The sequence below is a fragment of the Pseudomonas sp. 15C genome, from assembly GCF_055484735.1.
In genome coordinates this window covers 167,619-181,511 of record NZ_JBUDGD010000002.1, presented here as the reverse complement: position 1 = coordinate 181,511, position 13,893 = coordinate 167,619, and the positions used below count along the sequence as shown (strand labels likewise).

15 protein-coding genes are annotated in these 13,893 nt (G+C 58.9%); 9 read left to right on the top strand and 6 right to left on the bottom strand.

The genetic code is table 11. The features are described 5' to 3' along the window. Nucleotides 1-5 precede the first annotated feature (5 nt). From ACYYKW_RS02265 to fba, 4 genes are all read left to right on the top strand, one after another. A complete protein-coding gene (locus ACYYKW_RS02265) occupies nt 6-1,169 on the top strand; it encodes a phosphoglycerate kinase (RefSeq protein ID WP_464989308.1) in 1,164 nt (387 codons plus the stop codon). A gap of 34 nt (nt 1,170-1,203) precedes the next feature. After that, nucleotides 1,204-1,428, top strand: coding sequence for a hypothetical protein (locus tag ACYYKW_RS02260; protein WP_464989307.1), 225 nt, complete (start codon nt 1,204-1,206; stop codon nt 1,426-1,428). 56 nt (nt 1,429-1,484) lie between these two features. Then, complete coding sequence (locus ACYYKW_RS02255; protein ID WP_093097536.1) at nt 1,485-1,817, top strand: MliC family protein; 333 nt, start codon at nt 1,485-1,487, stop codon at nt 1,815-1,817. 252 nt (nt 1,818-2,069) lie between these two features. Then, nucleotides 2,070-3,134, top strand: coding sequence for a class II fructose-bisphosphate aldolase (gene fba, locus ACYYKW_RS02250; protein WP_008081027.1), 1,065 nt, complete (start codon nt 2,070-2,072; stop codon nt 3,132-3,134). A gap of 79 nt (nt 3,135-3,213) precedes the next feature. On the opposite strand, the gene ACYYKW_RS02245 is transcribed toward fba, so the two are convergent. The 3 genes from ACYYKW_RS02245 to ACYYKW_RS02235 form a co-directional block, all read right to left on the bottom strand. Further along, entirely contained in the window at nt 3,214-4,413 is a 1,200-nt protein-coding gene (locus ACYYKW_RS02245; protein ID WP_336356669.1) for a type II toxin-antitoxin system HipA family toxin, read from the bottom strand. Then, on the bottom strand, nt 4,410-4,661 hold the full coding sequence (locus tag ACYYKW_RS02240; RefSeq protein WP_093106403.1) for a helix-turn-helix domain-containing protein: 252 nt from the start codon (nt 4,659-4,661) through the stop codon (nt 4,410-4,412). Before ACYYKW_RS02240 ends, ACYYKW_RS02245 begins: the two co-directional genes overlap by 4 nt. 98 nt (nt 4,662-4,759) lie before the next feature. Next, nucleotides 4,760-5,122 (bottom strand): DUF6124 family protein, encoded by a 363-nt coding sequence (locus ACYYKW_RS02235; RefSeq protein WP_093097540.1) that lies wholly within the window; start codon nt 5,120-5,122, stop codon nt 4,760-4,762. A 453-nt stretch (nt 5,123-5,575) separates the two neighbouring features. On the opposite strand from ACYYKW_RS02235, the gene ACYYKW_RS02230 reads away from it, so the two are divergent. After that, nucleotides 5,576-5,839: a helix-turn-helix transcriptional regulator gene (locus ACYYKW_RS02230; protein WP_231990186.1), complete on the top strand. Its 264-nt coding sequence runs from the start codon at nt 5,576-5,578 to the stop codon at nt 5,837-5,839. Between the two features lie 125 nt (nt 5,840-5,964). Here the strand turns inward: ACYYKW_RS02230 and ACYYKW_RS02225 are convergent, their stop codons facing one another. After that, nucleotides 5,965-6,633 (bottom strand): polysaccharide lyase family 7 protein, encoded by a 669-nt coding sequence (locus ACYYKW_RS02225; RefSeq protein ID WP_093097542.1) that lies wholly within the window; start codon nt 6,631-6,633, stop codon nt 5,965-5,967. Nucleotides 6,634-6,944: 311 nt separating this feature from the next. On the opposite strand from ACYYKW_RS02225, the gene ACYYKW_RS02220 reads away from it, so the two are divergent. Genes ACYYKW_RS02220 through ACYYKW_RS02210 form a run of 3 tightly spaced genes read left to right on the top strand, consistent with a single transcriptional unit; the run spans nt 6,945 to nt 9,926 of the window. After that, nucleotides 6,945-9,068, top strand: coding sequence for a putative bifunctional diguanylate cyclase/phosphodiesterase (locus tag ACYYKW_RS02220; RefSeq protein ID WP_464989306.1), 2,124 nt, complete (start codon nt 6,945-6,947; stop codon nt 9,066-9,068). A 45-nt stretch (nt 9,069-9,113) separates the two neighbouring features. Beyond that, nucleotides 9,114-9,608 (top strand): M48 metallopeptidase family protein, encoded by a 495-nt coding sequence (locus tag ACYYKW_RS02215; RefSeq protein ID WP_090287041.1) that lies wholly within the window; start codon nt 9,114-9,116, stop codon nt 9,606-9,608. Between the two features lie 21 nt (nt 9,609-9,629). Beyond that, nucleotides 9,630-9,926: a winged helix-turn-helix domain-containing protein gene (locus tag ACYYKW_RS02210; RefSeq protein ID WP_090287039.1), complete on the top strand. Its 297-nt coding sequence runs from the start codon at nt 9,630-9,632 to the stop codon at nt 9,924-9,926. A 123-nt stretch (nt 9,927-10,049) separates the two neighbouring features. Here the strand turns inward: ACYYKW_RS02210 and ACYYKW_RS02205 are convergent, their stop codons facing one another. Continuing rightward, nucleotides 10,050-10,502, bottom strand: a complete 453-nt coding sequence (locus ACYYKW_RS02205) for a GNAT family N-acetyltransferase (protein ID WP_093097547.1) — start codon at nt 10,500-10,502, stop codon at nt 10,050-10,052. A 254-nt stretch (nt 10,503-10,756) separates the two neighbouring features. Here ACYYKW_RS02205 and ACYYKW_RS02200 point away from each other — a divergent pair, with 254 nt between their 5' ends. Then, nucleotides 10,757-11,494 (top strand): substrate-binding periplasmic protein, encoded by a 738-nt coding sequence (locus ACYYKW_RS02200; protein ID WP_090287035.1) that lies wholly within the window; start codon nt 10,757-10,759, stop codon nt 11,492-11,494. Nucleotides 11,495-11,604: 110 nt separating this feature from the next. Here the strand turns inward: ACYYKW_RS02200 and yccS are convergent, their stop codons facing one another. Beyond that, entirely contained in the window at nt 11,605-13,797 is a 2,193-nt protein-coding gene (gene yccS, locus ACYYKW_RS02195; protein ID WP_464989305.1) for a YccS family putative transporter, read from the bottom strand. Nucleotides 13,798-13,893 lie beyond the last annotated feature (96 nt).

Below are 13,893 nucleotides of genomic sequence, written 5' to 3'. Positions count from 1 at the left end.
GACCCATGACCGTGTTGAAGATGTCCGACCTCGATCTGCAAGGCAAGCGCGTATTGATCCGCGAAGACCTCAACGTCCCCGTCAAGGACGGTGTGGTCACCAGCGACGCGCGAATCCTGGCTTCGCTGCCGACCATCAAGCTGGCCCTGGAAAAAGGCGCGGCCGTAATGGTCTGCTCGCACCTGGGCCGTCCGACCGAAGGCGAGTTCTCTGCCGAGAACAGCCTCAAGCCTGTCGCCGACTACCTGAGCAAGGCCCTGGGCCGCGAAGTGCCGCTGGTGGCTGATTACCTGGGCGGTGTTGACGTCAAGGCCGGCGAAATCGTGCTGTTCGAAAATGTGCGCTTCAACAAGGGCGAGAAAAAGAACGCCGACGAACTGGCCCAGCAATACGCGGCCCTGTGCGACGTGTTCGTGATGGACGCTTTCGGTACTGCTCACCGCGCCGAGGGTTCGACTCACGGCGTGGCCAAGTTCGCCAAAGTGGCAGCCGCTGGCCCACTGCTCGCCGCTGAACTGGACGCACTGGGCAAAGCCCTCGGCGCGCCGGCCAAGCCAATGGCGGCCATCGTTGCCGGTTCCAAGGTTTCGACCAAACTCGACGTGCTGAACAGCCTGAGCCAGATCTGCGATCAACTGATCGTCGGCGGCGGCATCGCCAACACCTTCCTCGCGGCGGCCGGTCACCCGGTGGGCAAGTCGCTGTACGAACCGGATCTGCTCGACACTGCGCGCGCCATCGCCGCCAAGGTCAGCGTGCCGCTGCCGGTTGACGTGGTGGTTGCCAAGGAGTTTGCCGAAACCGCCGAAGCCACGGTCAAGCTGATCGCTGACGTCGCTGCTGACGACATGATTCTGGATATCGGCCCACAAACCGCGGCCAACTTCGCCGAGCTGCTGAAATCGTCGAAAACCATTCTGTGGAACGGCCCGGTCGGCGTATTCGAATTCGACCAGTTCGGCAACGGCACCAAAGTGCTGGCTCAAGCCATCGCCGAAAGCTCGGCGTTCTCCATCGCTGGCGGTGGCGACACCCTGGCGGCGATCGATAAATATGGCGTGGCTGAACAGATCTCCTACATTTCTACCGGTGGTGGCGCGTTCCTCGAATTCGTCGAGGGCAAGGTGTTGCCGGCCGTTGAAGTCCTGGAAAGCCGGGCCACGGCCTGAGGCCGCCCGTTTGGCCAGGCAAAGGAGTGTTCACATGGTCAAGTCGTTAGTGCTGTTGTTGCTGACCGCTACGCTGGCGGCCTGCGGGAGTAATAATCCCAAGGCCGAAGCCACGCCGGCACCGAGCGAGCCGCAGAAGGGCTGTTACCAGGCCGACTGGCAGGCCGAAACCAACCCGGTGCTGAACAAGCGTTCCGGGCCGGACGGTCTGGAGAAATACGAGACGCAAACCCCGGCCAAGGAACATGGTTGTCCTTGACGGGTCTGACTCTTAACTCAGGGCTGCCGGCGTGTGCCGTCAGTCGAGGAACACGGATGAAAGGCTTGATCGCCATTGCGGCGTTGGCATTGTTGGGCGGTTGCGCGCAGTTGAACCTGTTTCAGTCGTCCGCCCCGGCAGACAACTGGACCACCTGGACCTGCGACAGCCAGGCCAAAGTGCTGTGGCGTTACGCCGATGCCGGCCAGAAGGAAGTCGATGTGCGACTGGGCGGCGGCGATCAGGTCTATCGCCTGAAAGAAGAGCCGGGCGCCTCGGGCACGCTGTACAGCGACGGCATGCTGGCGTTCCACGTCAAGGGTGACGAAGGCCTGGTGTACTGGGTCGCCACCAATGACCTGATTGGCCGGGGTTGCAAGGCCGAATAATTGCAACACCGCAGGCCCATTGTAGGCCTTCGCCTGCTCGCGATAACGGTTCTGCAGTCAACACTGCAGCGACTGTCAGTCCGCTATCGCGAGCAGGCTCACTCCTACAAGGGAACTGTGTAGTTCTCAGAATTTTGCTTTACCGAATCACCCGACCGGGCCTCAACCCCCGATCTGCAATCACTTGAATAGCCGCCGCCGCTCCGGCAGGCTGGCACGATCAACGACCCTCAACCGGGAGAGACACACACAATGGCACTTATCAGCATGCGCCAGATGCTGGACCACGCAGCCGAGTTCGGCTACGGCGTTCCAGCCTTCAACGTCAACAACCTTGAGCAGATGCGCGCCATCATGGAAGCCGCTGACAAGACTGACTCCCCGGTGATCGTCCAGGCTTCGGCCGGCGCCCGCAAATATGCCGGCGCGCCATTCCTGCGTCACCTGATCCTGGCGGCAATCGAAGAATTCCCGCACATCCCGGTGTGCATGCACCAGGACCACGGCACCAGCCCTGACGTCTGCCAGCGTTCGATTCAACTGGGCTTCAGCTCGGTGATGATGGACGGCTCGCTCGGCGAAGACGGCAAGACCCCGACCGACTACGACTACAACGTCCGCGTCACCCAACAAACCGTCGCCATGGCCCACGCCTGCGGCGTTTCGGTAGAAGGCGAGCTGGGCTGCCTGGGTTCGCTGGAAACCGGCATGGCCGGTGAAGAAGACGGCATCGGCGCCGAAGGCGTTCTGGATCACAGCCAGATGCTGACCGACCCGGAAGAGGCCGCTGACTTCGTCAAGCGCACCCAGGTCGACGCTTTGGCCATCGCCATCGGCACCAGCCACGGCGCCTACAAGTTCACCAAGCCACCGACCGGCGACGTGCTGGCGATCGACCGCATCAAGGAAATCCACAAACGCATCCCGAACACCCACCTGGTGATGCACGGTTCCTCGTCGGTGCCACAAGAGTGGCTGGCGATCATCAACCAGTACGGCGGCGACATCAAAGAAACCTACGGCGTACCGGTTGAAGAGATCGTCGAAGGCATCAAGCACGGCGTGCGCAAGGTCAACATCGACACCGACCTGCGCCTGGCATCCACCGGCGCGATGCGTCGCCTGATGGCCACCAACCCTAGCGAATTCGACCCACGTAAATTCTTCGGCGCGACTGTTACCGCAATGCGTGACGTGTGCATCGCGCGTTATGAAGCGTTCGGTACTGCGGGTAATGCTTCGAAGATCAAACCGATCTCGCTGGAAGCGATGTACCAGCGTTATCTGAAGGGTGAGTTGAACGCCAAGGTTAACTGATCGTGAGTGTTGAACTGATTTAAAAGAAACCCGCCGTTAGGCGGGTTTTTTGTGGGCGCGATTTCTGGCGGTAACGAAGCTATCCAAAAGTCAGAGAAAATGGCGCTGCCGCGTGCTCAATGGCGTTGAACACATGGGGCGCCTGTTCGCGATAGTGGGAGTAGCGTTTGAGCACGACTTCAACTGAGGCAAGCAGACGCTGAATGCGCTCCTTGGGTTGGTCGACTTCACAGGTGTGAGCAAATTCCAGGAGACCTTGGCGCGAGGCGAATATTGACTTGTTGCCCGCCAGATCCAATGCCAGAACATCTTCTGGTATATAGGCCGTGGTGTTGACGATGTCGTAAGCCGGCGCCAGATGCGCATCGCGTTGCGTGGGTTCTGAATAGAGCAATCCGAAATTTTTCAAATGAGCGTCGCCGTTTCCGACGATGCAGCTTAGGGCGACGCTATCGAAGAGTTGATCAAGCGACGTACGCAAGTGTGTTACCGGGCAAAAAACCCGGACAGCCTTGGCGATTGCCGCATAACTCTTGCTGTACTTCTGATTAGCCGACAGCCCCATCAGCACCGCCATGTCTTCAAACCCAATCGGATTGAGCTGGTCGTCGCGGTCAAATCGACGCATGACAAACAGCTTGGCGTTGTCGGAAAGGTAAAACGGTGGAACGGGAATCCCCGCCTCTTTCGCCATGGACATGCAAAGGAATTCGTTGATCGCCAGGCCGGGGAATTCGTCACGCCCGCTTTTGATGATCAGATCCGATGTTTTGGATGTCACTCGAGGTAATCCAGCCTCTTGTCGTTCCGGTACCAGCAATTTGGGTTGAACACCTGAAATGCCTGCCCGCAGGATGTAGCGATCAAGCATGTTGGCAAAGATATCTTCCGTGCCGTCCCAAGTCAGAATCTCGTCGAGTTTTTCTCCCGGAAATTCTTTCGCCTGCAACAATGCATCAACGGCTTCAGAGCGTACGTGAACCCTGCCAATGGGCGATGTACTTCCGGAAAGCGCCAGTAGCAGCATTGGGTCAACATTCACAGTCTTTGCCAAGCGGTTGCGCAACTGCTCCAGTACGTAGCCTTCCGGCAGGTTCATTTGAAAAACAGGGTGCAACTCACGCCGACGAAACTCGTCATGCCGTACAGGCATCAAGAGGCTGATCGCCATTTGTGGCGATGCATCTTCGTGATAACGAAAAGTGTAATCCTCGGCATCGCTGAAAAGCTTGCCGCTATTACCTTCAGGGGTAGTGATATGAAGAGAGGTTATTTTCATTCGAATAAATCTCCAACCTCTTCAAGGGTTGGCATCGTCGCTGGAACAACCGAGAGTTCACAGTCCAGAGCAGCCAAAACCCGCGCATAAGCGATCATGCCGACAGAAAGGGTACCTTTCTCCACCGCGATGACTTTGTAGCGTGTCAGCCCTGCCAGCTCGGCAAGCTGAGCCTGCGTCAGGCCCCGATTCAAGCGTTTTTCGCGCAATTGCACGCCGAGGCGGCTGATCAAGAGAGAATAATCCATGTTGCGATACCGTAACATTAAGGTATCAATGTAGCGTATACAGAACATTAAAGCCATTGGGAAAAAAGCCCGCCGTGTGGCGGGTTTTTGCGCAGTTTTTATTCTTTAAGCTCAACATGATCCAGCGCCTGGTTTACCGCCAACTCACCCAGCATCACGACCTGCGCGATACCCAGCGCAGTCTTGCGGTGCGAGGTGTCGAGGGTCGCGGCGAAGTTGCTGAGCATTTCGCTGGCCGACCCCAGGGTTTCGCTGGCGTTGGCCAGTAGGGATTCGGTGTTGTACTTCGGGTTAGCGAGGTACATGGCCTCGGGTTCGTGGGCGCACGTCATGATGTGTGCGGCGGGGCTGAGGTAGTGGTCGAGGGCGCGTTCGGCGGCGTCGTTGAGTTTTTTTGAGTCGAGGGAGTCGTACGGGGATGCCGGATCGATGGCCGGCGGATGTGGTGTTGATCTGATCATGTGCTCGAAACCTGAATGGAGTCCCTCCGCTCTGGCTACTAATCAAAGTAGAGGCAACTGTGCGCAGGTTAGTAGACCGGGGTTTCGAGCAAGCCGGCGCACCCGAAGGTGCCCTGCGCACAGTTACCATCAAGCGCAGGTATGGAATACCTCACCGACAGATGCTGATGCACAAAGCTTGAAACCCCGGGCTACTAAACCCGATCACTGGAAATCAGTGACGCGAATCAAGTTACCGATGGCCCGCCAGGCGCACAAGCCGGCGGATTCTGGCGCAGTGGTAGGCAACGGCGCAAGCTGTTGTAGGCTCTCGGAGGTAGCTGCCGAAAAAACTAAACGTACTGTTGAAAAGCTGATGGTCCATTCGGAAATGCTTGAGTGTCGGCATGGAATCGCTCGTTGGAAAGTAACCCATATCGGACTTTACCGAGTAAAGTTGGATAAAAGTCGCATATGGGTGACATTTTGATTTTGAGCAACCCAGCCATCTTCGCCGAGCGCGTGCGTCAAGTGCGCAAAGCCAAGAGATACAGCCAAGCCATTTTGGCGCAGAGGGCCAAGTGCAGCCGCAAAACCATCATTGATCTTGAGGCCGGTGAAAACGTCGCGTTCTATACCGTGTTTCGAGTGATTACTGCGTTGGGCATGGCGTTGGAAATCGTCGATAACCGCATCGATCTCAAATCGTTAGCCGATCTGGTAGAGCGTGATGATTAAGGTCAAGCCCCAAGGCCGGGCAGGCGAACCGTGCAAAGGTTAGCTGTTGTTTGCCTGTAAATGCAGGTGCAGCCCCGTCTAACTGCGTAGCCTTTTAAATTTTGCAAAACCTCAGGGCTCTCAGCTCATTTATCGTGATCAATATCCAGCTTCGAAAACGTCACCTGTCCCCCCTCACTCGTATACCCCGTGTTGTCCTGCACATAAACCCCAGCCTTGAAGTACAGCGGCTTGTCCCGCCACGTCGCGCTGATCTGTGAGTCCCACTGATAGCCCGCCGCGCTGACACCCAGCGCGCCGCCGGGGCTGAGGTGTATGAGGTAGTTGAATTCGCGGTCGAGCTTGATCCCGGTGGCCAGTGTGATAACGCGGCTTTCGGCGTCATCGGGGCGCATGCGCACTTTGATTACCAGGTTGCCGGTTTCGGTTTTGGTCTTGTACTGGTATTCGAGTTTGACCATTGGCCGCTGGCTTTCGTAAGCATGGATCTGGCCGATGACGATCTTGCCGGAGCTCGGCACCTTGTTCACGATGAGGGTCGCGCGCAGCAGGTTGTCGGCGTCCGGGTAGTACCAGTTGCGCAGGGTGCCGTTGCTGAAGGTTTCACGCAGTTCGGTGCGCGGGTAGATGGCGTTTTCGGTTTTCGAGCCGGTCACCGGTGACCAGAAAAACAGGGTGCCGGTGTCGGAATGGAAGTACTGATCCTTGAAGCCGTCCACCAGTTTCGACGTTTCGACTGTGTACGGCGGGCTGCCAACGGGAACACTGAGGTTCCAGGTTGCGAGATCGATCATGACGGTTCTTCCACTCAATTCATCCGGAACGTCGGTGCCAGAAGCTCTAGCCCGCGCGTTTTCGGGCGTCTTTATAAGCGTAGCGGCAATTTTTGTTAATGCCCGTCCGGCGATTACTTGACGTCAAAGTCCTGTCGAAATGCCATCCCGCCCGGTTTTCGGGGGCTGTAGCGGTGACCGTTAGTCGGCTGAGTTGAGCATTGTCTGAATGATGGCGGGATGACAGCTTCTGCTTTCACCGATCCGCGTCTAGAGTGAAGGCTCAGTTCGTCTACGTTTTTGCCGGCAACGGTCCCGAAAAGAGAAGCAGCATGGAATGCGCGCAACCCCAGCCAGGTGAAGGCAGCTCTGTCCTTTTGATCGTTGATGATTACCCTGAAAACCTGATCAGCATGCGTGCATTGCTGCAGCGCCAGGATTGGCATGTGATCACCGCCGCCTCCGGTTTCGAGGCGCTGAATATTCTGCTCGAACAAGACGTCGACCTGGTGCTGCTGGATGTGCAGATGCCCGGTATGGACGGTTTTGAAGTGGCGCGGTTGATGCGCGGCAGCCAGCGCACACGGCTGACGCCGATCATTTTCCTCACCGCCAACGAACAATCCCAGGACGCCGTGATCAAGGGCTACGCCAGTGGCGCGGTGGATTACCTGTTCAAGCCCTTCGACCCGCAGATTCTCAAACCGAAAGTGCAGGCGCTGCTGGAGCACCAGCGCAACCGCCGTGCGTTGCAGCGTCTGAGTCATGACCTGGAAGTGGCGCGAGCCTTTAACGCCTCGGTGCTGGACAACGCGGCTGAAGGTATTCTGGTGCTCGGCGAGGACGGTTTGATCCGCTTTGCCAACCCGGCAATTTCGCGCTTGCTTAACGCGCCGGTGAAGGAACTCCAGGGCAGGGAGTTTCTCGACTATCTGCAGAAACCGCACATTGCGCTGTGGGCCGATTCCGAGTTCTATGCCGGCTATAAGCGTGGCGAAACCTTGCGACTGCACGATGCCCTGCTGCGTACGGCGCCAGGCCAGCAAGTGCCGGTTGCGTTGTCCTGCGCGGCGCTGCCGTCCGAGCAGCATGCGATGGTGGTGACCGTGCTCGACATGTCGGTGGTGCGTCACCTGCATCAGCAGCTGGAGTTTCAGGCCGTGACCGATCCGCTGACGGGACTGCTCAACCGTCGTGGTTTCTACCAGACCGTGGAAAACCTGCTGTTGCGCGGCGAGCGCAGCGACAGCAGCTGGGTGCTGTTGTATCTGGACCTCGACGGCTTCAAACGGGTCAACGACTCCCTCGGTCACGATGCCGGCGACCGGGTGCTGCGCTGGGTTTCCGAACAATTGAAAGCCTGCCTGCGGCCGTTCGACATTCTGGCGCGGATGGGCGGTGATGAATTTACCGCGCTGCTGGATCTGGAATTTCCCGAGCAGGCGGCGAAGATTGCGGAAAAACTCATCGAACGCGTGTCGATCTGTCAGCAGATCGAAGGTCTGGATATCGTCCTCGGCGCCAGCATCGGCATCGCCACGTACCCGGACTGCGGCTCGAACCTCGACGGTTTGTTGCGCGCTTCCGATATTGCGATGTATGAAGCCAAGCGCGCCGGGCGTCAGCAATATCGCTTTTACGATCATGAAATGAACGGCCGCGCGCGTTCGCGACTGATGCTTGAGGAAAGCGTACGCGCTGCGATCGAGAATCGTGATTTCAACCTGGTCTACCAGCCACAGGTGGCGATTGGCAGCGGCCGGATTCGAGGTTTCGAGGCGTTGCTGCGCTGGCAACATCCAAGCGTCGGCGATGTACCGCCGGGTCTGTTTTTACCGCTGCTGGAAGAGGCGCGGCTGATCAGTCGTCTCGGCAGCTGGATTTATCATCGCGGTGCAGGTCAGCGTAAAGCCTGGGAAAGTCTGTTTGCCGATGATCTGGTGCTGGGCGTCAGTTTGAGCAACACCCAGTTCAGCCTGCCGAATCTGGTTACCGAATTGCGTCAGGTGATGGAGCGTCACGCCTTGCAGCCGCGACAGCTGGAGGTCGAGATCACCGAAGAAGCCTTGATGCAGAACCCCGACGAAACCCGCAAACAGTTGCGCTTGCTGCGTAATCTCGGCGTGCGCGTGGCGCTGGATGACTTCGGTTCCGGGCCGTGCTCATTGGCGCATTTGCGCGATCTGGAGCTGGATACGCTCAAGCTTGATCGCCATTTGATCGCCCGGTTACCTGATTCGCCCCGCGACGCCTCGCTGGTCAGTACGGTGATCAGTCTGTGCAAGCAATACGGTTTGCTGGTGATCGCCGAAGGGGTGGAAACCGTCGAGCAATACCAGTGGCTGCAAGCCCATGGCTGCGAGTATGTGCAGGGTTTCCTGGTGGCGCGGCCGTTGATCGCCGAGGACGCGGCCAGCTTCGCCGAGCCGTTTGACTGGGGCGCGCTGGCCGGTTGAATTCGCTACACTGGCGCACCTTTTTGCCAACCGTGCTGCCCGCTGATGACTGCGTTGAAATACCTCCAGGCCTATCCGGAACGTTTGCAGGATCAGGTGCGCCAGTTGATCGCCGAAGGGCGGCTGGGCGAATACCTCGATCAACGCTATTCGGGCCGGCACGACGTGCAGAGCGACAAGGCGTTGTACAGCTATGCGCTGGAGCTGAAGCAGGAATACCTGCGCAATGCGCCGGCGATCGACAAGGTGCTGTTCGACAACCGCCTCGACCTCACCCACCGCGCGCTCGGCCTGCATAGCACGGTGTCGCGGGTGCAGGGCGGCAAGCTCAAGGCCAAGAAAGAGATTCGCATCGCCTCATTGTTCAAGGACGCCGCGCCGGACTTTCTGAAAATGATCGTCGTGCACGAACTGGCGCACTTCAAGGAGTCGGACCATAACAAGGCGTTTTATAAATTGTGCGAGCACATGCTGCCCGGGTATCACCAGGTCGAGTTCGATCTGCGCGTGTACCTGACCTGGCGCGACATGCAGGCTTGATCAGCTATCAGGAAGATGTGGATGGACGTCAGCAAGACCAAGAGCAGTTTCTATCGCCGCCTGTTTGTGGCGTACCTGATCGACAGCGGTCTGGCGCCGAGCGTGCCGGCACTGACCGAAGTCACCGGCATGCCCCGCCGCACAGCGCAGGACACGATCGCAGCGCTGGCGGATCTGGATATCGTCTGTGAGTTCGAGCAGGAAGAGGGCGCGCGCAATCATGCCGGGCGTTATCGGATTCGCGATTGGGGGGCGATTGATCGTGGCTGGATCGAGCGCAATTTGCGCCAGATCAAGGCAGTGCTGGAGTATCCCTGAATCCTGAGTGGACTGGGCTGACGCCATCGCTGGCAAGCCAGCTCCCACAGGTTTTTCTGGTGTTCACACAAGTTGTGAACGACGCAATTCCTTGTGGGAGCTGGCTTGCCAGCGATGGGGCCTTCAGGAGCGACGCATACCGATATGTGGAATGTCATCCTCAAGATATTCCTCACCTGCCACCACAAACCCGTACCGGCCGTAATACCCCTGCAGATGCGCCTGCGCCGACAGGTAGATCGGCACCTGCGGCCAATGCTTCTCGGCCTGTTTCAACGCCTGCTCCATCATCTTGTGCCCCAGCCCTTTGCCGCGACCGGCCGGTGCCGTCACGACGCGGCCGATCACCACGTCACCGCCCTGAGACTGCGGATCCAGCAGGCGCAGGTACGCGACCAGTTGATCATTGTCCCAGCCCATCAGGTGATGGGTGTCGCCGTCGAGGTCTTGGCCATCCAGGTCTGGGTAGGCGCATTTCTGTTCGACCACGAACACTTCCGAACGCAGTTTCAGAAGCGCGTACAGCTGTTCCTTGCCCAGATCGCTGTGATGTTTGCAGATCCACTCGATTGTCATTTGCCGATTCCTTGTTCGTGTCGCCCGATACTAAGCGCACGCGACGAAGATGTCTTTATGGCGTAAGAGTCTGTGATAAAGGTCAAAATGCCATCATTCCTTTCGCGCAGCCGTGCCGAGTTTGTGTAATCTGCTGGAGAGTGCCGTGCACTGGCTGTAATGAGCTAATGTTAGTGCCTGGGTTTTGCCGGTAAGGGGTCTTGGTTTTCTGCCGTGAGACGCGTCGGGCCGCTGCCCGTTGAGGATGTTCAAGCATGCCGCGATTGCTTCAAGCCGTTGCTTTGATCGGACTGCTGTTGCTGGGCCAGGATGCGACAGCGCAGAAGCTGCGACTGGTCTTCGATCATTGGCCACCGTTTACCGACGACACGCTGGTCAACGGCGGGCTGGCCACGGATATCGTCAGCACCGCGCTGGCCCGGGCTGGTTACGCCAGCAGTTATGAACAGGTGCCATGGGCGCGGGCCTTGCTCGGCGTCGACGAAGGTCGTTACGACGTGCTGGTCAACGCCTGGTACAACGAAGACCGCACCCGGTACGGGCAATTCTCCGGCGAGTACCTGACCAACCGGATTCGCTTCCTCAAGCGCAAAGACGCGCCGATCGATTACAGCAATCTGCAGGAACTGCACACCTATCCGATTGCGGTGGTACGCGGCTACGCCTATTCGGCGGTATTCGATGCCGATACGGCGATGCAGAAAGTCCCTGTGCATAACTTCGCCATGGGTGTGCGCATGCTCGCGGCGGATCGGGTCAAGTTGACCCTGGAAGACGAATACGTGGCCAAGTATTACCTGGCGCGCGAGTCAGCCAAGGTGCGCAATTCAGTGGAATTCCTGCCTAAGCCGTTGAGTGAGAACAGCCTGCATATTCTGGTCAGCCTGAAGAATGCGCAGCATGAACAGATTGTTGCGGGGTTCGACAAGGCGATTGCAGCGATGAAGGCTGATGGCAGTTATGAAAAGCTGCTGCGCCAGCATGGGATGTGAAGGCTGATCCAGGATTTGTTGTGTCGCTGATGGCGCTATCGCGAGCAGGCTCACTCCTACATTGGAATGCGTTCCCCTGTAGGAGTGAGCCTGCTCGCGATAACGCCTTGTCAGCCGCCGCTGATCTCTGAGGTGTCCTTGATAAGGTGCGCCGCCAGCGTGCGCAGCGGCCCCAACTGCCGGCAGATCAACGCCAGTTGCGTCTGCACCAGCCGCTGGCCTTCATCGATTTCATCCGGCATCTGCTCCAGCTCATTGGCCAGTGCTTCTTCCTCATCGCTCTGAATCGCAATCGGCTGTTTGCTTGCCAGCCCCTGGGCGATTTCGTCGATACTCGCGGCCAGCTTGACCCCGGCGCCATCGATCAGATGCTCACGCACATCGGCTGGCAATTGCGTCTCGCGATGCGCGCCCAGCCCTGACAGATAACTCAGCAGAGTGTGCGAGAGCACCAGAAAGCGGAAGCCGACGTCCGCTTCCTTACGGAAATGCCCCGGCTCCATGAGCATGTTCGCCAGCGTCGTCGACAGCGCCGCGTCGGCGTTGTGCGCGTTGCGGCGAGCCAGGCGATAGGCGAGGTCGTCGCTCTTGCCGGCGGCGTATTGCTGCATGATCTGGCGCAAATAGATGCTGTTGCAGGTCAGCGTGTTGGCCAGCACTTTGTTCAGGCGTCGGCCCTGCCAGTCCGGCAGGAACAGGAACACCGCCAGCCCGGCGATCAGGCTGCCAAGCAGGGTATCGAACAGGCGCGGCAGGAACAGCCCGTAGCCATCGCCGACCTGATTGAAGCAGAACAGCACCATGATGGTGATCGCCGCTGTCGCCAGGGTGTAGCGCGTGGTGCGGTTGGTAAAGAACACCACCCCGGCGGCAATGGCGAAGCACGATTGCACCAGCGGGTTGGGGAACAGGTCGAACAGCGCCCACGCCACCGTAAGGCCGATCGCTGTGCCGAGAATCCGCTGACCAAGTTTGCGCCGCGTCGCGCCGTAGTTCGGCTGGCAGACGAATAGCGTGGTGAGGATGATCCAGTAACCTTGCGACGGGTGAATCAAGTGCACCATGCCGTAACCGATACTCAGTGCCAGCGGCAGGCGCAGGGCATGACGGAACAGCAACGAGGTCGGCGTCAGCTGGGTGCGCAGGCGAATCCACACGTCTTTGAGATTGCGCGGCGAGCGGTCGAGCAGGCTGCTGTCGGTGGCATCGGCGAGGGCATCAGGATTGCTCGCATCGCTGAGCAAACGGTCGAGGGTGCCGAGGTTGGCCGCCAGTGCGCGTAGCGAGCGGAGCAAGCCGCGCCACGCGGGGTTGCTCTGGATGCGCAAGTGTTCGAGGGAGGCGTGCAGGTCGCCCAGGGCTTCGGCAAAACTCGCGTCGTAAACGAAAGGCTGGCGCATCTGGATCGATTCGGCCAGGGCGCGGCAGGCCTTGCCTTGCTGGCGCAACAGACGCTGGCAGCGGAACAGCACGTCGCTGTGAAAAAACGCCTCGGCGAGGGCGTTGTACGGATAGTGCGAAGAGCTGGCGCGTTCGTGGATGTCTTGGGCGAGAAAGTACAGCTTCAGGTAACGGCTGACTTTCGATCCGGGGCGACCGTTGCCGACCCGGTGCAGAATGATTTCCTTGGCGGTGTTGAGCGCGGCGACCACACGGCCATTCTGCTGCGCCAGTTCCAGACGCCGGGCTTCGACGTCCATCTGCCGGATCGGCTCGAACAGCGCTGACTTCAGCTTCAGATAAAACCCGAGTTCACGAAACAACCGCGCCAGACTCTGCTGCACCGGTTGATTGGAAAACAGTGCCTGCCACAGCACCGAGAGCAGACCGTACCACGCTGCACCGGCGACCAGCAGCATCGGCTCATGCCAGAAGTCGGTGACCGCGCCGCCACGCTGATCGACGCCGATCATCGTGTACACGGACAAGATCAAGGTTGCCGAGGCAATCGCCCCATAACGCTCGCCGAGTGCACCGAGCATGGTCAGGCCGAAACTGGCGAGCGCCAGGGCAACGGCGAAAATGATCGGGTAGGGGAACAGCAATTCCACCGACAGCGCGGCGATGCTGAAACACACCAGCGTCACCGCGAGCGCATTGAGGCGGCCCTGCCAACTGTCGTCGGTTTCCGCCAGGGCGCTGGCGATGATGCCGAGGAACAACGGAATCAGCAGGCCCATTTCATCCTGATACCAGCACAGCGCCATGCTGCCGGTCAGGGCGATGAACACCCGCACGCTATAACTGAATTTATCCAGCGCCCACAGGCGCCGCAAAGACTGACGAAACGAGGTCGAGGACATGAAGTGCGAAGGCCTTCCGAGGCGATGCCGCTAAATTGAGCCAGTAATGACGCCGACGCAATGGCGCCGAGCACATCTGACAGCAAAAAGTGTTCC

Excerpts from the sequence above, each read along its gene's own strand:
- yccS (WP_464989305.1), bottom strand. The coding sequence starts at position 13,797 with ATGTCCTCGACCTCGTTTCGTCAGTCTTTGCGGCGCCTGTGGGCGCTG.
- ACYYKW_RS02210 (WP_090287039.1), top strand. The coding sequence starts at position 9,630 with ATGGACGTCAGCAAGACCAAGAGCAGTTTCTATCGCCGCCTGTTTGTG.
- ACYYKW_RS02240 (WP_093106403.1), bottom strand. The coding sequence starts at position 4,661 with ATGGATTATTCTCTCTTGATCAGCCGCCTCGGCGTGCAATTGCGCGAA.
- ACYYKW_RS02255 (WP_093097536.1), top strand. The coding sequence starts at position 1,485 with ATGAAAGGCTTGATCGCCATTGCGGCGTTGGCATTGTTGGGCGGTTGC.
- ACYYKW_RS02235 (WP_093097540.1), bottom strand. The coding sequence starts at position 5,122 with ATGATCAGATCAACACCACATCCGCCGGCCATCGATCCGGCATCCCCG.
- ACYYKW_RS02225 (WP_093097542.1), bottom strand. The coding sequence starts at position 6,633 with ATGATCGATCTCGCAACCTGGAACCTCAGTGTTCCCGTTGGCAGCCCG.
- fba (WP_008081027.1), top strand. The coding sequence starts at position 2,070 with ATGGCACTTATCAGCATGCGCCAGATGCTGGACCACGCAGCCGAGTTC.
- ACYYKW_RS02260 (WP_464989307.1), top strand. The coding sequence starts at position 1,204 with ATGGTCAAGTCGTTAGTGCTGTTGTTGCTGACCGCTACGCTGGCGGCC.
- ACYYKW_RS02245 (WP_336356669.1), bottom strand. The coding sequence starts at position 4,413 with ATGAAAATAACCTCTCTTCATATCACTACCCCTGAAGGTAATAGCGGC.
- ACYYKW_RS02200 (WP_090287035.1), top strand. The coding sequence starts at position 10,757 with ATGCCGCGATTGCTTCAAGCCGTTGCTTTGATCGGACTGCTGTTGCTG.
- ACYYKW_RS02220 (WP_464989306.1), top strand. The coding sequence starts at position 6,945 with ATGGAATGCGCGCAACCCCAGCCAGGTGAAGGCAGCTCTGTCCTTTTG.
- ACYYKW_RS02215 (WP_090287041.1), top strand. The coding sequence starts at position 9,114 with ATGACTGCGTTGAAATACCTCCAGGCCTATCCGGAACGTTTGCAGGAT.
- ACYYKW_RS02230 (WP_231990186.1), top strand. The coding sequence starts at position 5,576 with ATGGGTGACATTTTGATTTTGAGCAACCCAGCCATCTTCGCCGAGCGC.
- ACYYKW_RS02265 (WP_464989308.1), top strand. The coding sequence starts at position 6 with ATGACCGTGTTGAAGATGTCCGACCTCGATCTGCAAGGCAAGCGCGTA.
- ACYYKW_RS02205 (WP_093097547.1), bottom strand. The coding sequence starts at position 10,502 with ATGACAATCGAGTGGATCTGCAAACATCACAGCGATCTGGGCAAGGAA.